The sequence below is a fragment of the Herbiconiux sp. 11R-BC genome, from assembly GCF_049472555.1.
In the GTDB taxonomy this organism is placed as follows: domain Bacteria; phylum Actinomycetota; class Actinomycetes; order Actinomycetales; family Microbacteriaceae; genus Herbiconiux.
In genome coordinates this window covers 725,429-749,143 of record NZ_JBCEBO010000002.1, presented here as the reverse complement: position 1 = coordinate 749,143, position 23,715 = coordinate 725,429, and the positions used below count along the sequence as shown (strand labels likewise).

At 71.2% G+C, this 23,715-nt stretch carries 23 protein-coding genes; 12 read left to right on the top strand and 11 right to left on the bottom strand.

Annotated elements, in window-relative coordinates; translation table 11 throughout:
- Positions 1–79: 79 nt before the first annotated feature.
- Positions 80–1,591: a GMC family oxidoreductase gene (locus VD659_RS08500; RefSeq protein ID WP_423260681.1), complete on the bottom strand. Its 1,512-nt coding sequence runs from the start codon at positions 1,589–1,591 to the stop codon at positions 80–82.
- A gap of 162 nt (positions 1,592–1,753) precedes the next feature.
- Here VD659_RS08500 and VD659_RS08495 point away from each other — a divergent pair, with 162 nt between their 5' ends.
- The 6 genes from VD659_RS08495 to VD659_RS08470 all read left to right on the top strand — a co-directional run bounded on the left by VD659_RS08495 (position 1,754) and on the right by VD659_RS08470 (position 7,779).
- On the top strand, positions 1,754–2,596 hold the full coding sequence (locus tag VD659_RS08495; RefSeq protein WP_423260680.1) for a MoaF C-terminal domain-containing protein: 843 nt from the start codon (positions 1,754–1,756) through the stop codon (positions 2,594–2,596).
- Positions 2,597–2,605: 9 nt separating this feature from the next.
- Positions 2,606–3,073: a nuclear transport factor 2 family protein gene (locus VD659_RS08490; protein WP_423260679.1), complete on the top strand. Its 468-nt coding sequence runs from the start codon at positions 2,606–2,608 to the stop codon at positions 3,071–3,073.
- A 107-nt stretch (positions 3,074–3,180) separates the two neighbouring features.
- Positions 3,181–4,389: an ABC transporter substrate-binding protein gene (locus VD659_RS08485; RefSeq protein WP_423260678.1), complete on the top strand. Its 1,209-nt coding sequence runs from the start codon at positions 3,181–3,183 to the stop codon at positions 4,387–4,389.
- A 75-nt stretch (positions 4,390–4,464) separates the two neighbouring features.
- Entirely contained in the window at positions 4,465–5,322 is an 858-nt protein-coding gene (locus VD659_RS08480; RefSeq protein WP_423260677.1) for an ABC transporter permease subunit, read from the top strand.
- Positions 5,309–7,078 carry an ABC transporter permease subunit gene (locus tag VD659_RS08475; protein WP_423260676.1) on the top strand — a complete coding sequence of 590 codons (1,770 nt, stop codon included), beginning with the start codon at positions 5,309–5,311 and terminating at the stop codon, positions 7,076–7,078. Before VD659_RS08480 ends, VD659_RS08475 begins: the two co-directional genes overlap by 14 nt.
- Positions 7,075–7,779, top strand: a complete 705-nt coding sequence (locus VD659_RS08470) for an ABC transporter ATP-binding protein (protein WP_423260675.1) — start codon at positions 7,075–7,077, stop codon at positions 7,777–7,779. Before VD659_RS08475 ends, VD659_RS08470 begins: the two co-directional genes overlap by 4 nt.
- Before the next feature lie 35 nt (positions 7,780–7,814).
- On the opposite strand, the gene VD659_RS08465 is transcribed toward VD659_RS08470, so the two are convergent.
- The gene (locus tag VD659_RS08465; RefSeq protein ID WP_423260674.1) at positions 7,815–8,696 is read right to left on the bottom strand and encodes a hypothetical protein; all 882 of its coding nucleotides are present in this window, start codon (positions 8,694–8,696) and stop codon (positions 7,815–7,817) included.
- A 107-nt stretch (positions 8,697–8,803) separates the two neighbouring features.
- Between VD659_RS08465 and zwf the strand changes: the two genes are divergently transcribed.
- Positions 8,804–10,276 carry a glucose-6-phosphate dehydrogenase gene (gene zwf / locus VD659_RS08460; RefSeq protein ID WP_423260673.1) on the top strand — a complete coding sequence of 491 codons (1,473 nt, stop codon included), beginning with the start codon at positions 8,804–8,806 and terminating at the stop codon, positions 10,274–10,276.
- Positions 10,277–10,296: 20 nt separating this feature from the next.
- Here zwf and VD659_RS08455 read toward each other — a convergent pair whose 3' ends face one another.
- Together VD659_RS08455 and VD659_RS08450 are read right to left on the bottom strand one after the other, a co-directional pair.
- Positions 10,297–11,121: a glycoside hydrolase family 16 protein gene (locus VD659_RS08455; protein WP_423260672.1), complete on the bottom strand. Its 825-nt coding sequence runs from the start codon at positions 11,119–11,121 to the stop codon at positions 10,297–10,299.
- Positions 11,122–11,133: 12 nt separating this feature from the next.
- Entirely contained in the window at positions 11,134–11,445 is a 312-nt protein-coding gene (locus VD659_RS08450; protein WP_423260671.1) for a hypothetical protein, read from the bottom strand.
- Between the two features lie 122 nt (positions 11,446–11,567).
- Between VD659_RS08450 and VD659_RS08445 the strand changes: the two genes are divergently transcribed.
- On the top strand, positions 11,568–12,407 hold the full coding sequence (locus VD659_RS08445) for a class II glutamine amidotransferase (protein ID WP_423260670.1): 840 nt from the start codon (positions 11,568–11,570) through the stop codon (positions 12,405–12,407).
- Positions 12,408–12,435: 28 nt separating this feature from the next.
- Here the strand turns inward: VD659_RS08445 and VD659_RS08440 are convergent, their stop codons facing one another.
- The 3 genes from VD659_RS08440 to VD659_RS08430 form a co-directional block, all read right to left on the bottom strand.
- Positions 12,436–12,591, bottom strand: a complete 156-nt coding sequence (locus VD659_RS08440) for a hypothetical protein (RefSeq protein ID WP_171010778.1) — start codon at positions 12,589–12,591, stop codon at positions 12,436–12,438.
- A 120-nt stretch (positions 12,592–12,711) separates the two neighbouring features.
- Positions 12,712–13,146 carry a hypothetical protein gene (locus VD659_RS08435; protein WP_423260669.1) on the bottom strand — a complete coding sequence of 145 codons (435 nt, stop codon included), beginning with the start codon at positions 13,144–13,146 and terminating at the stop codon, positions 12,712–12,714.
- 88 nt (positions 13,147–13,234) lie between these two features.
- On the bottom strand, positions 13,235–13,867 hold the full coding sequence (locus VD659_RS08430) for a TetR/AcrR family transcriptional regulator (protein WP_423260668.1): 633 nt from the start codon (positions 13,865–13,867) through the stop codon (positions 13,235–13,237).
- A 92-nt stretch (positions 13,868–13,959) separates the two neighbouring features.
- Between VD659_RS08430 and VD659_RS08425 the strand changes: the two genes are divergently transcribed.
- Complete coding sequence (locus VD659_RS08425) at positions 13,960–14,973, top strand: zinc-dependent alcohol dehydrogenase (RefSeq protein ID WP_423260667.1); 1,014 nt, start codon at positions 13,960–13,962, stop codon at positions 14,971–14,973.
- Positions 14,974–14,992: 19 nt separating this feature from the next.
- Here the strand turns inward: VD659_RS08425 and VD659_RS08420 are convergent, their stop codons facing one another.
- Positions 14,993–15,568, bottom strand: coding sequence for a TetR/AcrR family transcriptional regulator (locus VD659_RS08420; RefSeq protein ID WP_423260666.1), 576 nt, complete (start codon positions 15,566–15,568; stop codon positions 14,993–14,995).
- Positions 15,569–15,688: 120 nt separating this feature from the next.
- Here VD659_RS08420 and VD659_RS08415 point away from each other — a divergent pair, with 120 nt between their 5' ends.
- Positions 15,689–18,136, top strand: coding sequence for an MMPL family transporter (locus VD659_RS08415; protein WP_423260665.1), 2,448 nt, complete (start codon positions 15,689–15,691; stop codon positions 18,134–18,136).
- 75 nt (positions 18,137–18,211) lie between these two features.
- Here the strand turns inward: VD659_RS08415 and VD659_RS08410 are convergent, their stop codons facing one another.
- A complete protein-coding gene (locus tag VD659_RS08410) occupies positions 18,212–19,282 on the bottom strand; it encodes an SDR family NAD(P)-dependent oxidoreductase (protein ID WP_423260664.1) in 1,071 nt (356 codons plus the stop codon).
- Positions 19,283–19,336: 54 nt separating this feature from the next.
- The gene (locus VD659_RS08405; protein ID WP_423260663.1) at positions 19,337–21,043 is read right to left on the bottom strand and encodes an FAD-dependent oxidoreductase; all 1,707 of its coding nucleotides are present in this window, start codon (positions 21,041–21,043) and stop codon (positions 19,337–19,339) included.
- A 47-nt stretch (positions 21,044–21,090) separates the two neighbouring features.
- On the opposite strand from VD659_RS08405, the gene VD659_RS08400 reads away from it, so the two are divergent.
- Entirely contained in the window at positions 21,091–21,648 is a 558-nt protein-coding gene (locus VD659_RS08400; protein WP_423260662.1) for a TetR family transcriptional regulator, read from the top strand.
- A 93-nt stretch (positions 21,649–21,741) separates the two neighbouring features.
- Here the strand turns inward: VD659_RS08400 and VD659_RS08395 are convergent, their stop codons facing one another.
- Positions 21,742–22,332, bottom strand: a complete 591-nt coding sequence (locus VD659_RS08395) for a cysteine hydrolase family protein (protein ID WP_423260661.1) — start codon at positions 22,330–22,332, stop codon at positions 21,742–21,744.
- A 178-nt stretch (positions 22,333–22,510) separates the two neighbouring features.
- Here VD659_RS08395 and VD659_RS08390 point away from each other — a divergent pair, with 178 nt between their 5' ends.
- A complete protein-coding gene (locus VD659_RS08390) occupies positions 22,511–23,713 on the top strand; it encodes a hypothetical protein (protein ID WP_423260660.1) in 1,203 nt (400 codons plus the stop codon).
- Positions 23,714–23,715: the final 2 nt, after the last annotated feature.

The window sequence follows — 23,715 nt, the reverse complement described above, 5'->3', positions numbered from 1 at the left end:
CGCGATCTGCGCGCCGGCCCCCTCTGCGCTCCCGGTCGCAGCCGGTGTGCGGATGCCTCGACGGGCATCCGCACACCGGTCAGCCGAGCAGGAAGCGCGCGGCCATCTCGCCGATCAGTACGGCCGGGGCGTTCGTGTTGCCGGTGGTGATGCGCGGCATGATCGAGGCGTCGGCGACGGTGAGCCCCGTCACGCCGTGCACCCGCAGCCGGGGGTCCACCACGGCGAGTTCGTCGACGCCCATCTTGCAGGTGCCGACCTGGTGGTGGTACGTGATCGCCGTGCGGCGCACGTAGTCGCGCAGCGCGTCATCGTCGTCGGCCTCCGGGCCCGGGTAGATCTCGGCGGCGCCCCAGCCCTCGGCGAGGGCCGCGGCCCGGCCGATCTCGCGCACCTGGCGCACGCTGGCCTCGAGGGAGGCGAGGTCGTCGTCGTGCCCGAGCGCGTTGATGTCGATGAGCACCTCGGCGTGCGGGTCGGAGCCGGCGAGGGTCAGCCGGCCGCGCGCCTTCGGCGCCACGATGCCGCCCATAAGGGTGAACCCTGACGCGGGCCCGGTCATCCACGGTTCGTACATCGGCACGCTGAAGTGGATGGGCTGCGTGTCGGGCAGCTCGAGCTCGGGCCGGCTGCGCCAGAACAAGTGGGTCTGGGTGATGCCGTTGCCCGGCGTGGGCGGATCGATCGGCCGCTCGGTCGAGAAGATCACGGGGCTCAGCAGATGGTCGTGCAGGTTCTGGCCGACGCCCGGCAGGTCGACCACCACGTCGAAGCCGAGCTCGCGCAGCTCCTCGGCCGGGCCGATGCCGCTGCGCAACAGCACGCGCGGCGAATCGATCGCGCCGGCCGCGAGCACGACCTCGTCAGCGAAGAGCTGCTGCACCGACCCGTCCTGCTCGTACTCGACCCCGACCACGCGGGTGCCCTCGAGCAGCAGCCGATGCACCCAGGCGCCTGTGCGCACCTCGAGCAGCGGGCTCTCGAGCACCGGCTGCGCATAGGCCAGCCAGGTGCTGAGACGCCTGCCATCACGCACGGTGACCTGTTCCTTCGAGACTCCGTCGAGGCTCTCTCCGTTGTAGTCGGGATTCTCGGGCACCCCGCTCTGCACGGCCGCCTCGAGGATGGACTGCTGGATGGGGTCGAGATCGTAGGTGGTGACGTCGAGCAAGCCCTCGGTGCCCCGCAGATCCGAGGGAGCGCCGTGCCAGTTCTCGATCTGCTTGTAGACCGGCAGCACGTCGGCCCAGGCCCAGCCCTCGTTGCCGAGGGAGGCCCAGTGGTCGAAGTCCTGCGGGGCGCAGCGCACCCAGATCATGGCGTTGAGGGCGTGCGAGCCGCCGAGCACCTTGCCGCGGGGGAGGTGCAGCCGTCGGCCGGCCGCGTGCTCCTGCGGCACCGTGAAGTAGTCCCAGTCGTCGGCGCTGTGCCAGATCTCGCCGAGCCTGGCCGGGTCGTGGATCGCAGGATTCGTGTCGCGGCCGCCGGCCTCCAGCAGCACGACGCTGCGGCCGGCGTCGACCAGCCGGCGCACCAGCACCGATCCTGCCGAGCCCGCCCCCACCACGATCACATCCGGACGTTCGATCATCCTGCGTCTCCTCTCTGAGATCCTCCGTTCACCGTGTCAGAGCACGAGCGTGCATGGGGCATCTGTTCGCTCTCAGACAATCGACGTTCCCCGCCTGACAACCGCGCCGCACGGTGCTCCGGGAGGCTGGGCGCATCGACCGATCGCGACGAAGGGATCCTCATGGCCGACATCTCCGAACGCCTCGACGCGGCAGGCGACGAGTGGCGCAGTTACGACGAGTTCGCCGACGGCATCGACGCCTATCGGCTGCCGCCGCTCGACCTGGCCGGCCGGCGCCTCGAGCTCGCGCTCGACGACGGCGGATCGCTCACCCTCGACTTCGGCGACGGCGGATCGGCGCACTGGTCGTGGTCGCAGCCCGGCGTCACCGGGTCGTCGCCGGCCACCGACCCCTACGACGCCGTGCAGGTGCGCCCCGGCGTCGTGTTCGTGAACCTGGAGCTCATGAGCCGCGAGAGCGAGGCCGTGACCCTCGTCTGGTCGACGGCGACGAACCGCGCCCTCGTGGCGCATTCGCGCATCCGGAGCGTCGAGGAGTCGGCCGCCGACGGCGAACCGCGGGTGACGCAGTCGTTCCGGGCGGCCGTACTGACCGCCACCGAGTCGGGACCCGCCTCCGCGCCGCGCGGCGACGCGCCCGCGCCGTCGCGGGACCTCATCGGCAGGCGCAACGTCTACCGCTACAGCCCCGACCACCTCTACGAGCACACGTACATGTCGTCGGAGCGCTACATGTGGCAGTGCCTGCAGGGCGTGCAGCGAGGGCACGGCGACGTCGACCGTTCCACCGTGTGGCGGTTCGACCACGGCCTCTACCTGTTCTGCTTCCGCGAGTTCAAGATCGCGGTGGCGAGCGTCTGGTTGCACGATCTCGGCTACGAGCTGCGCACCACCGGCGTCTTCCTGGGCCTCACCGCCGAGGGGCGCGCCGAGCACTCGCGCGCCGGCGGCCACATCTACCCGCTCGGTGCCGTCGCGTACCCCGACGTACAGCCGGTCTGAGGCCCGGGGATGCCGAGCGAGCAGGAGGCCGTCGAAGCCCACTACGCCGGCTTCGAGACGGGAGACTGGGATGCCGTGCTCGCCCTGCTCGACCCGGCCATCGTCTGGGTGGAGGCGGCGGGATCGCCGATCGCCGGCACCTACGTGGGGCCGCAGGCCGTGGTCGATCACGTGTTCACCGCCCTCCGCGAGGAGTGGGACGGCTTCGCCCTCGCCGTCGACGAGATCGTGGCGGCCGCCGGCACTGTGGTGGCGCTCGGCACCTACTCCGGCACCGACCACCGCACCGGGAGGGCCTTCGAGGCCCGGGTGGCGCACGTGTGGCACTTCGAGAACGGGCGGGCGGTGCGATTCGAGCAGATCGCCGACACGGCCGTGCTCGACGCGGCGGCGCGCGAGCCCGCCACCGGAGGCCCCGACTCCGCCGGCTGTGCCCCCGGAGCCTTCGCGGAGAGTCAAGACGTGTGCCCTCGCTGACAAACCGCCCCGCGACCGCCGTCCTTACTGTGAACCAGGCTCTTGCAGCCGAGCAGTGCCGATGCGGGACATCGAGGTCCCGCACGGAAGTCCGAGAGGTAACGCAGATGCGAATTTCCAAGCGCACCATCGCCATCGCGGCGATCACGGCGGGCAGCGCCCTGGTGCTGGCCGGATGCTCCGGCAGCAGCGGGAGCGGATCCACAGCCACCGGCGACCCCATCGTGGTCGCCTCGGTCAACGCGCTGAGCGGCGCCGCGACGTTCCCCGAGGCCTCGGCCGCGGCCCAGGCGGTCTTCGACGAGTTCAACGCGTCGGGTGGGCTGAACGGCCGCCCCATCCAGTACACCGCCCTCGACGACAAGGGCGACCCCTCCGCCGCCTCCTCGGCGGCTCGCGACGCGGTGGAGAGCACCAACGCGGTGGCCCTCGTGGGCTCCGCCAGCCTGCTCGACTGCGAGGTGAACTCCGGCTACTACGAGAAGAACGGCATCGTCTCGGTGCAGGGCACCGGCGTCGACCCGTTCTGCTTCAGCACGCCCAACATCTCGCCGACGAACGCCGGCCCCTACCTCGACACGCAGCTCACCCTGAGCTACGGATCGCAGACGCTGGGCCTGAAGAAGATCTGCGGGCTCCTCGAGATCGCGGGTTCCACCCGCGCCGCCTACCAAGCCGCGTTCGACGCCTGGACCAAGGCGACCGGCCAGGACTTCGCGATGCTCGACGACACCGTGCCCTACGGCGGCTCGGACTACACGCCCTACGTCATCAAGGCGAAGGAGGCCGGCTGCGACGCCATCTACTCCAACGGTGTCGAACCCGACGCCGCCGGCGTGCTCAAGGCGGCCGAGGCGCAGGGGATGAACGACATGACCTTCCTCTTCCTCACCTCCGCCTACTCCGCGCAGTTCGCCGACGCGGCGACCTTCGTGGGCAAGGGCGTCTACGTGCCAGCCGAGTTCGCGCCGTACACCGACAGCTCGAACGCAGCGAACAGCGACTGGAGCGCCCTGATGCAGAAGCACGACGTGCCGCTGACCTCCTTCGCGCAGGGCGGCTACCTGGCCGCCACGCACTTCATCGAGATGCTCAAGTCGATGACCGGCGACATCACCCGCGAGACGGTGACGGCGGCCTTCAAGGCCCAGAGCGCCGGCTACGAGAACGCGATGGCGGGCACGCCGTGGCTGTTCGGCCCCGGCAGCTCGCACTCGTCGAACACGGCCGGCTGGCCGATCGTGATCAAGCCGGGCGAGACCACCTGGAGCAATGCGGCCTCCACCTGGGTGACCGCCGCGTCGTTCAGCAAGTAGCGACCACCGGATGCGAGGGGCCGGCAGACCCGGCCCCTCGCATCCGCTCACCCCCCACCGACGGAAGGCAGGAACATGCTGCAGGGCGCACTCGCCGGGCTGGCGGCAGGCGGCGTCTACGCCGTCGTCGCCGTGTGCCTCACTCTCATGGCGCAACTCGTCAAGGTCATCAACTTCTCCCAGGCGGCCATCGGCATGTTCGGAGCGTTCATCGCGGTGACCTTCGCCGACGCCCACGTGCCGCAGTGGCTCGCCGTGATGCTCGGCATCCTCTGCGGCGTGGTGCTGTCGGGGGTGATCGGCTGGATCATCGCCACCTGGCTCCCCGAAGCCTCCATCAGCGCGCGCTCGGCCGTGACCGTGGCGTCGTTGCTGCTGCTCATCTCGATGTCGTACATCCTGTTCGGCACGAAGCCCAAGACGTTCCGGGCGGTCTTCCCCGGCCCGGCCTTCGAGGTCGGCGGCGTGGTGGTGAGCCAGGTCACCGTCGTGATGGTCGTGCTCGCCGTGGCCGTGGCGATCGCCGCGAAGATCGTGCTCTCGAAGACCGGCGTCGGCATGAGCCTGCGGGCGATCGCCGACCGACCCGTCGCGGCCGAACTGATGGGTGTGCCGGTGAAGCCCTTCGCCATCGGGGTGTGGCTGGTCACCGGGCTGATCGTGGCCGTGGCGATCGCCATCGTGGCGCCCACGCAGACCAGCGACGCCGCCTCGCTCTCCCTGCTCGTCATCCCCGCCTCAGCGGCGGCGCTGCTCGGCGGCTTCCGTCGCCTCGACCTCGCCGTCATCGGCGGCCTCGCGCTCGGAATGATCCAGGGCGCCACCGCGCAGTTCCCCGAGCTGTCACTCGTGCGCGACTGGATCCCGCTCGTGCTCATCGTCGTCTTCCTGCTCTGGAACCAGCGAAAGGAGGTGTGGGATGCCGCTCGTTGACCGCGTCTTCCGCTCCCGGCGGCTGTCGCCGTTCGTCTACGGGGCGCTCGCCCTGCTCGTCTTCCTCGCCCTCGGTGCCCTGCTGCCGAACTACCTCGTCTATCTCGCCATCACGGCGATCGTGGCGACGATCGCGCTGATCGGCCTCGGCATCGTCACCGGCACCGCCGGCATGATCGCGCTCTGCCAGCTCACCTTCGCCGCCGTGGGCGCGTGGATCGTGTCGCTGTTCACGGTGCTCCAGGTGCCGGGCGGGTACCTCCTCTGGCTGATCGTGGGTGGCGTGGTGGCCGGCCTCGCCGGTGTCGTGATCGGGCTGCCGGCGCTCCGGCTGCGCGGCGTGAACCTCGCCGTCGTCACCCTCGGCTTCGCGGCGGCGGCGGATGCGACGTTGCTCAAGACGCAGTTCCCGGGGGCGCCCCAGGGCACGAAGGTGCCGCGCCCCGAGGGCTTCGCCGACGACCGCGGCTTCTTCGTGTTCTGCGCCATCGTGCTCGTGGTGATCGCGGTGGCCGTGCACTTCCTGCAGAAGAGCCGGTTCGGCAGCGGATGGCGCTCGGTCGCGTTCTCCGAGCGTGGCACGGCCTCGGCCGGCACGAGCGTGCGGCTCTCGAAGCTCTCGGCCTTCGCCGTGAGCGCGGCGATCGCCGGCATCGCGGGCGGGCTCATCGCCGGACAGGTGGGCACGGCGTACCCCGCCGGATTCAACACCATCCAGTCGCTCGCGCTCTACGTGCTCGCGATCGTGTCGGGGTCGTACCTGCTCGAGATGGCGTTGTTCGGCGGCATCCTGTGGGTGCTCATCCCCGAGCTGCTCAAGCGGGTGGGGATTCCGCAGGACTGGGGCTTCGTCGTGTTCGGCGCCCTCGGCATCCAGGCCCTCACCACCAACTCGAACCTCGGCCAGGACCTCCGGAACGCCGTGACCCGCCGGCGGCGGCGCCGGCTGCAGGCAGCGGGAGTCGCCGCCGAGTCGGGGCTCGTTCCGCTCGGCGAGGAGGAGTTCGCCGGGGCGCTCGCCGCCGCGCCCGCGCGGGACCGCGCGCCGCGTGCCTTGCTCACCGTCAGCGGACTCTCGGTGACGTTCGGCCAGGTGAAGGCGCTGCAGAACGTCGACCTCACCGTGGAGGAGGGGACGATCGTCGGGCTGATCGGGCCGAACGGCGCCGGCAAGTCGACCTTCGTCGACGCGGTCGCCGGGTTCCTGCCGCAGCACGAGGGCACGGTGCGGCTCGGCGGCGACACGCTGGACGGGCTCCCGCCGCACCGCCGTGCGCGGCTCGGGCTGCGCCGCACCTTCCAGCAGGACCGTGTGCCGCCGAGCCTCACCGTGGGCGACTTCGTCACCTTCATCTCCCGGGGCCGGGCCACGGCCGCCGAGACCGCCGAGGTGCTCGAGTTCTTAGGATGCCCGCCGGCGGCCACCCGCATCGCCAACGTCGACGTCGGCACCCGCCGCCTCGTGGAGGTGGCCGCGAACCTGGCCGCGAAACCGCGCCTGCTCGTGCTCGACGAGCCCGCGGCCGGCCTCTCGCACGAGGAGCACGTGGCGTTCGGGCAGCGGCTGCGGCTCATCCCGGCGCGCTACGGCACGAGCATCCTCATCATCGAGCACGACCTCGACCTGGTGCGGAGCGTCTGCGGCAGCATCACCGTGCTCAACTTCGGCGAGGTGCTCGCGAGCGGCGACCAGGAGACCGTGATGAACGACCCCGAGGTGCTCAAGGCCTACATGGGAGAGACGGAGATGCTGTGAACAGCGGAGCCCCTGACACGCTCGTGCTCGACGACCTCACGGTCAGTCGCGGGATCGGGCCGGTTATCTCGCACGTGTCGCTCGCGGTGGTGCCCGGATCCATCACCGCGGTGGTGGGGCCGAACGGCGCGGGCAAGACGAGCCTTCTCGAGTCGATCTCGGGCGTCATCCAGGCCCGCGCGGGCACGGCCACCTTCGACGGGGTGGACATCACCAGGCTCTCGCGGCGCAGGCGGGCGAAGCTCGGCATCGTGCACGTGGAGCAGGGTCGGGCGATCTTCCCGTCGCTCACCGTGCGCGAGAACCTCCAGGTCGCGTCGCGCGATCGCGTGACGATCGACCGCACGCTCGAGTACTTCCCCGAGCTGGAGAAGCGGCTCGATGCGCCCACCGCGCTGCTCTCCGGCGGCGAGCAGCAGATGGTGGTGCTCGCCCGCGCCTTCGCCGCCCGGCCGAAGGTGCTGCTGATCGACGAGATGTCGCTCGGGCTCGCGCCTGTGGTCTTCCTGCGGCTGCTGCCCGTGGTGCAGGAGTTCGCGGCCACCGGGGTCGGTGTGCTGCTGGTCGAGCAGTTCGCGCAGCTCGCCCTCGAGATCTCGTCGGATGCGCTGGTCATCACGAGCGGCCACGTCACCTACAGCGGCGCCGCCGCGCGCCTCCTCGACGAACCGGAGACGCTGCGCAAGGCCTACCTCGGCTGAGGCGGCCGGCGGCCGAGCCGACCCGAGCCGCCGCATCAGAGACCGAGGGCACCGCGGATGCGCTCGCGTTCGGACACCAGCGCCGGGAACCCGTCGAAGAAACGGACCTTCTGCGACCACACCGCCGAGCCGGAGGCGTCGCGGTAGCTGAAGCCCGGGGTCGCCGACAGCACATACGCGGCCCAGCTCTCGGCGACGTCCTCGGTGAGGTTGGTGGCGGCGTATTCGCTCACGAAGGAGTCGGAACCGCCGTTGGCCTGGTAGAACGCGGTGACCTCCGAGTCGGAGGGCGTACCGCCCGGGGTGCCGACGTCGAGTCCCGACCAGAACCGCTCCTGGAACGCGGCGATCGCCGAGCCGGGCCGCGCGCATCCCTCGCTGAGCTGCAGCGTCGGGCAGGCGCCCGTCACCTCCGCGACGTCGGCGGGGGAGAGGGAGAGCAGGTGGCCGAACTCGTGCACGAGGGTGTGATCGAGCTCGCCGGAGTCGGCGGCCCAGGCCGCGTTCACCTGGAGGTCCCAGGCGGACGCCGTGCCGTCGTCGCGGGCGACGGAGGCCTCGGAGGTGTCGTCGGGGTCGTCGTAGAGCGAGAAGGCGGTGACGCTCGCGGCCGCGTCACCGGCGATCAGGGAGAACCGCGCCCAGTACGCGTCGGCGGCGGCCTGCGTGGCCGCATCCTGTTGCGGCCCGCTGGGATCGGGCACCAAGGCGCCGTCGGAGATCGCGAACGACACGGCCTCGTCGCTGGTGCGCGCAGGGCCCGACGGCGCCGGCCCCTGCGCTGCCGCGGATCCGCCCGAGGGTGACGGCGTCGAGTCCTGCCCGACCAGGAGGAAGAGGCCGCCGGCCAGCACGAGCACACCGAGGAACACCGCACCGAGCACGACGAAGGGGTTCCGCGACATGGGGGGGAACACCAGCGGAGCCGGGCGGTGCTGCGGGGGCGCTTTTCGGGGGTGTTACGGGCTCGTGAAGAGTGGCCGCCGATGCCCACGGCGTGCGCCGCCGCTGCCAGGATCGGCACGTGAGCCCCGCCATCGACGACGTCGACGAGTTCGACCTCAGCGCCACCATCGCCCCGCACGTGATCGTGCTGTTCGGGGCCGCCGGCGACCTGGCCAAGCGCAAGCTTCTGCCCGGTCTCGCCCATCTCATCCTCTCCTCGCTGGCCCCGAGCATCCGGGTCGTCGGCACGAGTCTCGAGGACTACACCGTGGAGTCGTTCCGCGATCATGCCGTCGCCGCCTGTGCGGAGTTCAGCAGCCGGCCGCTGACACCGGAGCAGCTCACCGAGTTCGCCTCGTGCATCACCTATGTGAAGTCCGAGGAGGGGCCCGCGGCGCTCGCGAAGGCGGTGCGGGCCGCGCAGAAGGAGCTGGGCGAGCAGGCGCGGCTGCTGCACTACCTGAGCGTGCCGCCCCGGGCGGCGCTCGCCGCGGTGAAGACGCTCGGCGACGCGAAGCTCGTGGAGCGCAGCCGCATCATCATGGAGAAGCCGTTCGGCACCGACCTGACGACCGCCATCGAGGTGAACGCGAAGCTGCACGAGACCTTCAGCGAGCGCCAGATCTTCCGCATCGACCACTTCCTCGGCAAGGAGCCGGCCCAGAACATCCTCGCGTTCCGCTTCGCGAACGGCCTGTTCGAGCCGATCTGGAACCGCAACTTCATCGACCACGTGCAGATCGACGTGCCCGAGACGCTGGGGCTGGACCGCCGGGCCGGCTTCTACGAGTCGACGGGGGCGTTCAAGGACATGGTGGTGACGCACCTGTTCCAGATCCTCGCCTTCATGGCCATGGAGCCGCCGACGGCGCTCGAGCCGCGGGCCATCTCGGAGGAGAAGAACAAGGTGTTCCGCTCGATGCGGATGCTCGACCCGGCCAACGTCATCCGAGGCCAGTACGGCGGCTACCGCGACGAGCCCGGCGTCTCGCCCGAGTCGGACACCGAGACCTTCGTGGCGCTGAAGGCCGAGATCGACAACTGGCGCTGGGCCGGAGTGCCGTTCTACCTGCGCACCGGCAAGAAGCTCGCGGAGGGGCAGCGCATCATCTCGATCGCCTTCAACGAGCCGCCGAAGTCGATGTTCCCGGCGGGTTCGGGCGTGGGGCGGTCCGGGCCCGACCACCTGACCTTCGATCTCGCCGACCGCTCGAAGGTGTCGCTGTCGTTCTACGGCAAGCGCCCCGGGCCCGGCATGAAGCTCGACAAGCTCTCGATGCAGTTCGCCCTGCACGACCACGAGCGGGCCGGCGACGTGCTCGAGGCCTACGAGCGCCTCATCCTGGATGCCATGCGCGGAGACCACACGCTGTTCACCACCGCGGAGGGCATCGAGCGCCTCTGGGAGATCTCGCAGCCGCTGCTCGACGACCCGCCACCCGTGAAGATCTACGCACCCGGAACCTGGGGCCCGAACGCCATCCACCAGATGATCGCGCCGCACGCCTGGCGCCTGCCCTTCGAACGCGCCTGGCGCGAGCAGAAGCAGTAACCCGGGCACGGGAGGGGGCTTCAGAGAGGGGAATCCTGCTGGGGGTCGGAGCGGCGGTAGGCGCGCACGCTCTGGATGAGCGCGGTCTTCGGGTAGGCGGCGGGTGGGCGCTCCTCGGTCGCAGGGAACTCGAAGAGGTCGATCATGAGCTGCAGGGGGTAGCCGACACCCTGGTCGAGAGTGCGCACCACCTCGCCGTCGACGAGCAGGTGCACACGCTCGGCGTTCCAGGCGGCGCCGTAGCGGTGAGCGGCGGTGGCGTCGATCGGCAGCTCGATGTCGGCCACGTCGGTGACCAGCCGCAGGTCGTTGACCGCCTTCACCCCGCAGCGCACCGTCGAGCGCTCCGGGGCGATGCGCTCACCGAAGAGCTCGGCGATCGTGATCTCGCCGGAGTCGGCCGGGCCCGACTCCTCGAAGCCCACGAGCCAGATCGCGAGCATGCAGCCCGGGTCGGCCGGTGCGCGGAGGGTGGCCTCCACGTACCCGGCGAGCGGCGTCCACGGCCGCCGAATGGGAACAGGGGTGCGCACGAGCAGGCCGGCGGTGTGCCTATGCGTTCCGCGTTCCGAGCCGGCGTCGCCCGAGAAGGCGCCGTTCTGGATGTTCGACACGCGCATCCGGCCGTCTTCGGCCCGCCAGGCGGGCTGGTCGGCGTCGATGCGCAACTGCAGACCCTCGCTGCCGAGGTCGTAGCGGGCCGCGGAGCGTTCGGCCGTCGTCCAGTGCGGCAGGTAGTGGTCGAGCCAGAGCCCCTCGTCGACCCGCGGGCCCGCGAAGTCGTCGGCCACGGCGAGCTCGTAGCGCTCGCCGGCGATGGTGAGCGAGGCGTCGTCCCCGGCCATGGGATACTCCGCCTACTCGCCGGGGCCGGCCGACGGCGAGGCCTCGTCCGGGCCGGCGGGCGCGGCGGGGAGCACGTGCTCGAGGTATCGCCCGTCGGCACCGCGCACCCGCCAGCCGCTCGAGGCGAGCGTGGGGTTCGTGCCGCGCCGGCGCCAGTGCACGTCGAAGAGCACGGCCGCGGTCACCATGCGGGTGACCGACGCGTCGTCGGCGTCGGAGAGCGACATCGAGCGCGGATCCATGTCGACGATCTGCGCGTCCTTGAACGCGTCCTCGTCCTCGACGTCGATCTCGAGCTCGATCACGATCCGGTGCACCGCCATGATCCCGAGGCTACTCCGTGCCCGCGCTGCTCCCGCACCGGCTCTGGCCGAGGGGCCCCGGCGGGCGTAAGGTCGGCGTGAAGCCGATGCGGGCATCCGGATGCCTGCGAGGAGGTGGCCGGATGTGCCGTTGGCTGGCTTACGCGGGAGAACCCCTGACCCCCGGAACCCTGATCCTCGAGACGCAGCACTCGCTCGTGGCCCAGTCGCTTCACTCGCCGATGGGCAAGGAGACGGTGAATGGCGACGGCTTCGGGATCGGCTGGTATCCGGCCGGGGGAGTCCCCGGGGCGGCACCGGCGTTCTTCCGCAGCGTGGAACCGGCGTGGCACGACGAGAACTTGCGCGAGTTGGCCCATGCCATCCACAGCCCGCTCTTCTTCGCCCACGTGCGCGCGGCCGCGGGGCCGCCCATCCAGCAGACCAACTGCCACCCGTTCCGGCACGAGAACTGGCTGTTCATGCACAACGGCGCGCTGCGGGAGTTCGGGCTGATGAAGCGCGACATCATGCTCGGCATCGACCCGGCGTTGTTCCCTGCCGTGCACGGCACCACTGATTCCGAGGCGATGTTCTACCTCGCGCTGACCCTCGGGCTCCGCACCGACCCCGTGGGGGCGATGGCGGAGGCGATCCGCGAGGTCGAGCGCATCGGCCGGGCGCTCAGCATCCCCAACCCCGTGCAGGGGACCTTCGCGGTGACCGACGGCTCGAGGATCTGGGCGTTCCGCTACTCGACCGAGCACCGCTCACGCACGCTGTTCTACTCAGAGGAGATGGACACGCTGCGGGCCACCTACCCCGACCTGGACCGGCTGAGGGTGTTCGGGGCGAATGCCCGGGTCATCGTCTCGGAGCCGCTCACCGACCTGCCGGGCGCCTTCATCGAGGTGCCGGAGTCCACCGTGGCGGTGCTCGACGCCTCCGGCTACCACCAGGAGCCGTTCCTGCGAGCGGCCTGACCCGCGGGACGGCGGGGCAGGCGTGCGATCAGGCGCCGGGCGCGGGCCCGTCGGTGGGCGTGGCGGCGGCGATGTAGGTGTGGATCTTCGCCTCGAGGTCGCGGTCGAAGGAGTCGACCTCCTCGCCCGCGCCGGAATCGGCCCGGTCGTCGGGGTCGTCCACCGTGCGCTTCGCGTCGTCCATGACTCCACAATAGCCACGCGGGGCATCCCGTCACAGGGGCCACGCGGGGCGCGCCGGGGCCAGGGCGCCCCAGGGCGAACCGCCGTCGGGGGCGGGGTGGGCGGGCTGGTGGCCCCGAGCTCAGAGGTGCAGCACGCCCAGGGCGAGGAGCGCGCCGCTCAGCGCGGCGATGCCGAAGCCGGTGGCGACGGCGGCGAGAAGGGCCTCGCGCCGAGGCGGGCGCATCGACTCCATGCCGGTCGCGCGGCCGGTGGGGGAGTCGTCGCTGTGCGCCTGTCCAGGATGCGCCGCACCCGCCACCGCCACCGCTGCCGGGTGCGGCGCGCTGCCGGGCGTGAGCACGCTCTTGGCGTCCCGGAGGGTCGCGGCGGTGCCGATCTCGGCGCCGAGACCGTCGGTGACGCGGTAGTGCCCCTCGCCGAACTCCACGAAGCCCGCGAACTCGCCGGCCCGCGTCGCCACCCAGAGCTTCGCCTCGGGCGAGTTCCACTGCAGCGGCGCGGCACCCGCGCTCTCGCCGGGGGTGGAGCTGGTCGTGGTGGCCGTGGCCGTCATCGTCGTTCCTTCTGCTCGGGTGCCGTCGTGTGCCTCCAGCCTCGTCGCATCGGACACCGCGCGAATCCCTCCGCGGGATGATCCGGTCCTACTGCGAACGCGGTAGGGCGGCCGGGCGGCCGTCTCCGGGGCCGGTCGCGCCGGTGGTCGCAGCCGGTGCGTACGGCTCGAGCGTCGCCCGCGCCGAGGCGCGCAGCACGCGCCGGAGGGTCTCGCGGTCGATGTCGGCGAGCGCGCGGTCGATGCCGGCCACCATGAGGCCGCCGCCGGCCGTCGCGAGCGCGACCCGCGCATCCGGTGCCGGGTTCTCGCCGATGAGCAGGCGGTCCATCCGGGACTTCAGCGAGAGGAAGCGGGCGTGCTCTTCGAGCAGGCGGCCGATCTCACCGTCGCGTTGCAGCGAGGCGGCGAAGGCGCGGTGGTCGAGCACGAGTTCGACGAGGCCGTCCAGCATGGCCTCGAACCCGTCGCGCGCGTCCGGTGCGGCCTCGGCGGCCGACACCGCCTGCTCGATCTGCCCGAGCGCGGGCGCCGCGGCCGCGACCACGATCTCGGCCTTCGAATTGAACTGGTGGTAGACCGCCGCCTTCGTCACGCCGAGGTGGTCGGCGATCATCTGCAGCGAGGTGCCGCCCATCCCGTGGGCGGCGAACAGCGCCAGGGCGGCGTCGAGCAGGCGCTTGCGGCTCTCGCCCTGCTGGGCGGCCGGTGGTCGGCCCATCTCGCCTCCTTCGATGCTGTGAAGTGTACGCCGGTCTTGTCCTAAACTAGCCGATCGGCTAGTTTTAACGCGACGAGAGAGAGGATGCGCTCATGCGCGTGACGATGGTGACCGGTGTCGGCGAGACCGCGGTCGTGGAGGCTCCGGAGCCCGAGGTCGGGCCGAACGACGTGCTGGTGAAGATGAAGGCCTGCGGCATCTGCGGTTCGGACGGGTTCTACGTCTCGATCGGCGGCATCCCGCCCCGCCAAGGGGCCACGCCGCTCGGGCACGAGCCCGCCGGCGAGGTCGTGCGGGTCGGCGCCGAGGTCGACGGCATCCCGGTGGGCGCGCGCGTGGTGATCAACCCGATGGCCGCCCCGAGCGGGGTGATCGGCAACGGGGGCGCCACGGGCGCGCTCGCCGACCACCTGCTGATCGAGAACGCGGTGCTCGGCACGAGCCTCGCGATCGTGCCCGACCACATCCCGTTCGAGGTTGCCGCGCTCAACGAGCCGATGGCGGTGGCGCGCCACGCCGTGAACCGCACGAAGCCCGGCCCGGGCAGCAAGGTCGTGGTGTTCGGCGCGGGTCCCATCGGCCTCGGTGCGGCCATCGGCTACAAGTCACTCGGGGTCGAGAGCGTCGTCGTGGTCGACGTCATCCCCTCACGCCTCGAGAAGGCCCTGCAGGTGGGCGCCGACGGGGTCGTCAACTCGGCCGAGGAGGACGTGCTCGAACGCCTGATCGCCCTGCAGGGTGCCGGCCCGTCGCGCCGCGGCAAGCAGAAGCCCGACACCGACATCTTCCTCGACGCCGCCGGCGCGCCCGCCGTGGTGAAGACCGCGCTCGAGATCGCCAAGTCCGGCGCCACCCTCGGTGTCGTCGCCGTGCACAAGAAGCCGGTCGAGATCGACCTGGGCGACATCCTGAGCGCCGAGCTCACCATCGTCATGGCGATGGGCTATCCCACCGAGATCTTCGAGGTCACCCACGACATCGTGGCGAACTGGGAGAAGTACCAGCTCATCATCAGCGACCGCTTCCCCTTCGAACGGGTTCAGGATGCGCTCACCACGGCGTCGACTCCGGGCGCGGCCGACAAGGTGGTCGTGACCTTCGACTGATCGCCTCGGTCGGTGCGCCTCAGGCAGCCGGGCCGAGCACGGCGGTCACGAGGCGGCCCGTGACCCCGGGGCTGGAGGGCGCCCGGGTGAGGGCCCGCACGATGAAGGCGCCCATGAGGGCCTCGCTGATCTCCTCGAAGGGCGCGTCGGCGCGGAGCTCGCCGGTGCCGACCGCTCGGCGCAGGCGCCCGACGAGCACGGTGGTGACCCCCATCGCCTCGTTGAGGCGCCGGCCGACCTCGGCGTTCTCCGCTCCGGCGGCGATGAGCGAGCGCATGATCGACTCGCCGCCGGGCTGCGCCGTGAAGTCGAAGAGGCCGTCGAGCCAGCTGGTGAGGTCGGCCCGCAGATCGCCGGTGTCGGGCGGCACGAAGTCACCCGGCAGCAGCATGTTCTCGATCAGGCAGTCGGCCACGAGGGCGCCGCGGTCGGGCCACCAGCGATAGATGGTCTGCTTGCTCACCTTGGCCTCGGCGGCGATGCCCTCCATGGTGAGGTGGTCGTAGCCGCGGGCCGCGAAGATGCGGGCCGTGGCCTCGAGGATGGCGACGCGGGCGCGCTCGCTGCGCGCGGGGCCCCGCCGGTTCTCGGTCATCCGTTCATGCTAGAGCCCGGCCCTGGCAAACCGCGAGACGGTGCGTTGCGTATTATGAATGCGCGGCCAACGGCGCTCCGCGACGATCCCCACTCCCGTTCTCCCTCGAGAGGCCATGTCATGGCAGAGCTCCTCTACCGCCTCGGGCACTTCGCCGCCCGCCGCGCCGTTCCCGTGATCATCACCTGGGTGGTGCTGTTGGTGCTCGCCGTGGGCGCGTTCCTGCTCGGCGGCAAGGCCCTCACCTCGAGTTTCGACATTCCGGGCACCGCCTCGGGCGCCGTGCTCGACGAGCTCGCCCAGAAGCTGCCCGACTTCAGCGGCGCCTCGGGAACCGTGGTGTTCTCGACCATCGACGGCTCGGCGCTCAGCGACTCGCAGAAGGCCCAGATCAGTGCGGAGGTGGCCGACGCCACGGGCCTGCCCGACGTCTCGGCCGTGAACGACCCCTTCACCACCGAGCAGCAGCGCGCCGACCAGGCCGCGCAGATCGCCGACGGCCGAACGAAGATCGCCGACGGCCAGGCGCAGCTCGACGCCGGCTCCGCCCAGCTGACCGCCGGGCAGGGCCAGCTCGACGCGGCCCGGGCACAGGCCGTCGCGGCCGGCGCCCCCGCCGAGGCGATCGCCGCCCTCGACGCGCAGCAGGCGCAGCTCGACGCGCAGAAGCAGACGCTGGCCGACCAGCAGGCGAAGCTGGATGCGCAGAAGGCCCAGCTCGACCAGGGCGCCGAACTCATGCAGCTGGCCCAGGGCATCCGCCTGGTCTCCGAAGACGGCTCAGCGGCGCTCGTGAACGTGGCCTTCACCGTGCCGCGCCTTGAGCTGCCCGAGGAGTCGAAGCAGGCCGTGGTCGACCACTTCGAGGCCACCCCGATCGCCGGCGTCGATGTGGCGTTCTCGACCGACATCGCCCAGGGTGTGCCCGAGATCCTCGGCGTCGGCGAGGTGGTGGGCGTGGTGATCGCGGCCGTCGTGCTGCTCGTGGTGCTCGGCTCGATCCTCGCCGCCGCCCTGCCGCTCGTGACCGCGATCGTGGGAGTGGGCATCGGGGTCACCGCCTCGCTCGCCTTCTCGGGCATCGTGCAGATGTCGTCGGTCACCCCCGTGCTCGGCGTCATGCTGGGGCTCGCGGTCGGCATCGACTACTCGCTCTTCATCGTGAACCGGCACCGCAAGCAACTGCTGCAGGGCGCGGAGGTGCGCGAGTCGATCGGGCTCGCCAACGGCACCTCGGGCAACGCCGTGGTGTTCGCCGGATCGACCGTCATCGTCGCGCTGCTCGCGCTCAACGTGACCGGCGTGCCGTTCCTCGGCCTGATGGGAACCGTGGGCGCCGTGTGCGTGGCCGTGGCCGTGCTGATCGCCATCAGCCTCACCCCGGCCCTGCTCGGGCTGCTCGGGATGCGCGTGCTCACCAAGCGCGGTCGCGCGAACGTGGGCCATGAGCAGCACCGCGCCGCCCCGGCCAAGCCGATGTCGATGGTGCGGGCCGTGGTGACGGTGCTGGTGAGCGTGGCCGCCCTGCTCGTGGTGGCCATCCCCTCGCTCTCGATGCGGGTCGGCCTGCCCGACGGCTCCTCGGAGCCCGTGGGCTCGGTCTCGTACAACGCCTTCGAGATCACGCAGAACCAGTTCGGTGCGGGCGCCAACAGCACCCTCCTCGTCACGGCGCACCTGCCCGCCGGCCTCACGGCCGAGGAGGTGACCGCGAAGCAGCTCGACGTGGCGCGCATCGTCGCCGCGCAGCACAACGTGACGGCGGTGGCGCCGATCGCCGTCTCCGACGACAAGCAGCTCACGGCCTTCCAGGTGGTGCCGGCCGAGGGGCCGAACAGCGTCACGACCGAGCAGCTCGTGCGCGAGCTGCGCGGGCTGCCCGCGATCGACGGGGACATCACGCTCGGCGTCGCCGGGCAGGCCGCCATCAACATCGACATCTCCGAGAGCCTCGCGGCCGTGCTGCCGGTCTACCTCGTGGTGGTGGTCGGGCTCTCGCTGCTGATCATGATCCTGGTGTTCCGCTCGCTGCTCGTGCCCGTGATCGCCACGGGAGGGTTCATCCTGTCGCTCTTCGCCACCTATGGCGCCATCGTCGCGGTGTTCCAGTGGGGATGGTTCGGCAGCGTCATCGGCATCTCGAACCCGGGGCCCATCCTGAGCTTCCTGCCGGTGATCCTCGTGGGCATCCTGTTCGGTCTCGCGATGGACTACCAGCTGTTCCTGGCCTCCGGCATGCGGGAGGCCTACGCCCACGGGGCGAGCGCGCGGGCGGCGGTGATGGAGGGCCTGAAGGCGGGGCGCACGGTCGTCATCGCGGCCGGGCTCATCATGGTGTCGGTGTTCGGCGGGTTCATCTTCTCGCAGGCCACCATCATCCGCTCGATCGGCTTCGGACTCGCGTTCGGCGTGCTCCTCGACGCTTTCGTGGTGCGGATGCTGCTGATGCCGGCGCTCATGCACCTCATCGGCCGGGGCGCCTGGTGGCTGCCGAAGTGGCTCGACCGCATCCTGCCGAACGTCGACGTCGAGGGTGCCGCCCTCGAGCGCAAGCACCACGTGGTCTGAGCTCCGGGCGCGCGAAGGGCCCCGGGATCGGTGATCCCGGGGCCCTTCACGGCGTCCGGCTGGGCGCGGGAGCGGTTACGCCACCGACCAGCCGCCGTCGGAGGGCAGGATGACGCCGTTAACGTTCACGCCGTCGTCGCTCAGCAGGAAGGTGATCGACGCGGCCAGCGCATCCGCCTCGGCCGCGGCCGGGATGATCGACAGCGCCATCTGCACGCGCTCGGCGCCCAAGGGTGAGGCGAACGAGGCCTCGATGTTCGTGATGGTGGGGCCGGGAGCCACGGCGTTCACCCGGATGCCCGAGTTGCCGTACATGAAGGCGCTCGACTTGGTGAGGCCGGCGACGGCGTGCTTCGACGCGGTGTAGGCCGCTCCGGCGGCGGAGCCACGGAGAGCGGCCTCCGAGGCCGTGTTCACGATCGATCCGGCGCCCTGCGCGAGCATCGTCGGGATGACGGCGCGCATGAGCTTCATCGTGCCGTCGACGTTCACGGCGAAGACGCGCTTCCACACGGCGTCGCTCATCTCGCCGACCGGCGTCATGTCGTCCATGATGCCGGCCACGTTCGCGAGGGCGTCGATGCGCTCGCCCGCGGCGGCCACGATCGAGGCGATGGCCTCGTCGTCGGTGATGTTCGCGACCACCGGCACGATGTCGGCGCCCGGGTGCTCCGACACGAACTCGTCGAGCCCGGCCTGCGACATGTCGACGGCGATCACGCGACCGCCCTCGCGGGCCACGCGCGAGGCGGTGGCGCGGCCGATGCCGGAGCCGGCACCCGTGACGATCACGGTCTTTCCGGCGAAGCGGCCCTGGTCGATGCGCTCGACCCACTCGGCGATCTCCACGGGAGCCGGGCCCTGCTCGGCGGTCTCGGTCGGAGCATCCGTCGCCCCGTCGCCCGTGACGACGCCGGCCGGCACCTCGCCGGCGGCGGCGCGGGCCACGAGGCCGTCGATCATCTCCTGGGTGAACTGGCCCTTGCTCAGCTTCACCAGGCGCTTGAGGGCGAGGCGGTGCACGGGCTTCAGCTGATCGGCGGAGCCGCCGCCCGCCGCGAGGAAGTCGCGCATGATGGGGCCGCCGATCGGGTCGTCGAGCCAGGTCTTGATGGAGGAGTCACCGCTGAGCGGGGTGGATGCCATGGGCTGGGTTTCGCTTTCTTCTTCGGGTTGGGTGTGGGGTGTTCGGTCGTTCGGTCAGGAAGTCGGAGCGGGGGAGGCCGCGTGCCGGGCGGCGAGGTGCCCGAAGATCACGGCGGGCGCGATGGTGGATCCGGGCCCGGGGTAGGTGTGCCCCATCACCGAGGCGGTGGTGTTGCCCGCCGCGTAGAGGCCCGGGATGACGGCGCCGGTCTCGTCGAGCACCCGCGCGTGCTCGTCGGTGAGCAGACCGCCCTTCGTGCCGAGGTCGCCGGGCACGATCTTCACCGCGGTGAACGGGCCCTTCTCGATGGTGCCGAGGTTGGGGTTGGGCTTGACCGCCGGGTCGCCGTAGTAGTTGTCGTAGACGGTGCGGCCGCGCCCGAAGTCCTCGTCGACGCCTTTGAGCGCGAAGCCGTTGAACCGGTTCACGGTGGCGCGCAGCGCGGCGGGCTCGATCGCGATCGCCCGGGCCAGCTCGTCGAGGGTGGCGGCGGTCACGACCGTGCCGGCCGCGCGCATCCGCTTGCCGCCGATGAGCAGCGAGGCGAAGAGGTAGCGCTGACGGTGGCGGTGGTCGAGTACCAGCCAGGAGTGGATCGCCGGAACGGTCTTGTTCCGCTCGATCATCTCGTGCCCGAAGTCGATGTAGCTCTCCGACTCGTCGAGGTAGCGCGAGCCCGACTGGTCGACCACGATGCCGAAGGGCATCGAGCGCTCCTGCAGCATGAACTGGTTGCTGCCGTCGGGCATCGGCACGGCCGAGCCCCACCAGGCGTCGTCCATCATGGCGAGCGCGCCCCCGGCCGCGCGTCCCACCTCGATTCCCGAGCCCTGGTCGCCTGCGGCGGCCGAGCTGTAGCCGGGCAGGCCGTGGTAGCGCTCGCGCCACTCGCGGTTCTGTGCGAACCCGCCGGCGGCCAGCACCACGCCACGGCGGGCACGGATGCGCGTGGGCCGGCCGGCCACCGTCACGACGGCGCCCACGACCGCCCCGTTCTCCTGCACCACCGAGGTCACCGGGCTGCTGAGCAGCACCTCCGTGCCCTGGCGCCGCACGATCGCCATCAGGTTCATGGCGAGCGAGGTGCCCATGCCGAACAGGCGCTTGCCGGAGACGAGGCCGCCGAGGGTGCGGAACGCGAACTGGGCGCCGCGCAGGAACCCGCTCGACGACGACCAGGCCCGCGAGAGCAGCCACACGTCGTCGTTGCGCAGGGGCACCGGCAGGCCTTCCGCGAAGCGCGACTGCGCCACCCAGTCGCCGAGCTTCTTGGCGTCGAAGGGCTGCGGCTCGATGCTGCGGCCCACCTTGCCGCCGGGGCGGTCGGGATAGTAGTCGGGGTAGTACTTCGCGATCGACCAGCGCACGCCCCAGCGCTCGAGCAGGCCGTAGACCTCGGTCACGGCGTCGACGAAGGCCTCGCGCCGGGCGGTGGAGCTGGCCGGGCCGGCGTCGCCGATGGCCTCCTGCATGTACTCCAGGGCCTCCGCGCGGGAATCGAGGATCCGGTGGCGCTTCATCAGCGGATTGGCGGGCATCCAGAGTCCGCCGCCGCTCAGCATGGTGGTGCCGCCCCAGCGCTCGGTGCTCTCCACCACGAGCACGTCGAGGCCGGCGTCGGCGGCGGTGATGGCCGCACTCAGCCCGGCGGCGCCCGTGCCGGCGACGAGCAGGTCGACCTCGCGGTCCCATTCCTGGGCGGCGCTGGTGGGTCGTGTCGCGGTGGCGGTGTCGTTCATCTCTTCGTTCGAGTCGGTCATGAGTCCCTCTCCAACCGGACAACACTGTCCGCTAGTAGGCTACACGGATGCCGGAGACAGCGAAAGCCAATCGGGGCCCGAGTGCCGGGCCGGCCAACCGTGCCGCGCTCATCGCAGCGGCCCGTGATGTGTTCGCCGATGCCGGCTACTCGGCTCCGCTGAGCGCGGTGGCGCGCCGGGCCGGAGTCGGCCAGGGGAGTCTCTACCGGCATTTCCCCGACCGGGTGTCGCTGGCCGTGGCCGTGTTCGACGAGAACATCAACGAGCTCGAGGGGGTGTCCGACGCGCCCGACGGCACCCTCGACGACCTGCTCGACCTCGTGATCGAGCAGGCCCTCGTGTCGAAGGCGCTCATCGACCTGATCACGGCCGACATCGGCGACGAGCGCGTGGAGCACCTCGGCACCCGGGTGCAGGCCGTCGTGGAGACGATCCTCGGGCGCGAGAAGGCCGCCGGCCGCATCCGTGCCGAGATCGACACCACCGACGTGATGCTGGCGGTGGCCATGCTGGCTGGGGTGCTGGGGTGGAACCCGATCGACGACCGCCGTGAGGTCGCCCGGCGGGCCTGGGCGCTCTTCCACGCGGCCTTCCAGCCTCGCTGAGCCTGTACGCGGGCCCGGCCGGCTGCCCGGGCGGGACCGGCGCCTTGCCCGCCCCACCGGCCCTCCTCGGGCTCGAGGTGCCGGCGGCGACGGTCAGGCGCCGAGCAGCGCAGCGATCTCGCCCGAGGTGCCGAGTTGGCCCAGTGCCGGGACGACCCGGGTCAGGGTGGTGGTGTGGGCCCCGGCGCTGCGGTCGGAGACCGCGTCCGTCGCCACCACCACGGTGTAGCCGAGGCCGTAGGCGTCGCGCGCGGTCGACTCCACGCCGAAGCTCGTGGCCACGCCGGCGATCACCACCTCGGTGACACCGAGCGCCTTCAGCTGCTCGTCGAGGCCCGTGCCGGTGAAGATGCTCCACGAGCGCCGCACCACGGCGAGGTCTGCCGGCCGGCGTAGGGCCTCGGCGGCGGGTGCGAACGCCGACCACTCGGCCGGGAAGTCGCGCGGGCCGTCGGCGTATTCGGTGCGGCCGGGCGGGGTGCCGTCGACGGTCGCGAACACGATCGGGAGCTCCTTCGCGCGGAAGGCGGCGACGAGCTCGGCGACGTGCTCCAGGAGTTCCGCGACAGGGTGGGCGAGCTCGGCGCCGAGCGTGCCGGCCTGCAGGTCGATGAGCACGAGAGCGGTACGGGGGTCGATCGCAGCGAGGGTCACGGGTATCTCCTGGGCGGTGTCGGGTGCCATTCGGACAGTGTTGTCCGGTGCACACCCTAGCCCAGCCCGGTGTCCGTCACCCGGCATCGCCGAGGCCGGCCCGCCATGAGAAAAGCTCGGAAAGCATGAGCATCGAACGCCATATGTGTATAAGCTGTGTGCGCTGGTAGGACCGGGGAACGGTTGTACTCGACGGAAGGCCCATTCGGTGACTCACTCCCATCGACCACAGCTGCGGCTTCTCACTCTCACTCTCGCGACGGCCGTGGCCGCCGCGATCGGCTCGGCCGGCCTGCCCGCGTCGGCGAGCACGCTCGACGGCCCGGGCTGGGGTTCCGGTGCGCCTGGCACCTCGGTCGACCTCGGTGACGCGGCGACGGTGATCGCCCGCGTCGCCCCGGGCCTGCTCGCCGAGACCCGCGCCCCGGCCACTCCGGCCGAGGAGCAGGCCGCCGGCTCGACCGGCTTCCAGCTGGCCGTGCCCGCGAACCCGGCCGAGGCCATCCGGATGTCCCCGGCCGATGCCGAAGGGGCCGGTCGGCCCGTGGGCATCACCATCGGCGGAGCCGCGGGCCAGCCCCGGCAGACGCAGGGCGTCACCGCCTTCACGAGCGGCGCATCCGGGGCCTCGGCGTCGTACGTGCAGCCGATCGCGAACGGGGTGCGCCTGATGACGGCGCTCGCCGGGCCCGAGGCCGGGAGCGACTTCTCCTACGCCTTCGACCTGCCGGCCGGCAGCTACACGACCGAGCTGCCGGGTGGCGACACGATCGTCTCCGACGCCGCCCACCACTACGTGGGCAGTCTCGAGCAGGCCTGGGCCACGGATGCCGACGGCCGGGCCCTCGAGACCTCCTACCGCTGGAGCGGCTCGACCCTCACCCAGCACGTGGAACTGCCCGCGGGCACCGCCTACCCGGTGCTGATGGACCCGACGTGGTTCTACAGCTACGACTTCGACGTCACGATTCCCGGCTATCACGCCGCCTACCCGACGACGTCGGCCGGCGCGGTGGACCACATGCTCCACGCCTGCTTCAACTGCTACTTCCCGATCACGGGTGCGCCGAAGGACTATCCGATCGACGGGCAGATCCTCTCGCTCAACGCGAGCCCGTTCACGCTCCTCACCCTGACGGCCGCGCCGGTGCGGGTGCAGACGGCGAACGGCGGTGCGATGCAGTTCGTCGCGCAGCCGGGGCACTTCGACGGCGAGGGATCGATGATCACCTTCTCCTGGTACAACGATCCGAGCGGCTACCTCCATCTCTACGTGCACGCGAAAGTGCTGCACGACTACGGCTCGGCGCTCAACATCCTGAACTTCCGCGTCGCCGGCATCAGCTGGCTGCGTTACTGGCAGACTGTCGCCGACACGCGACCGACGGGCAGCGGTGGCGGAGGAGTGTGACA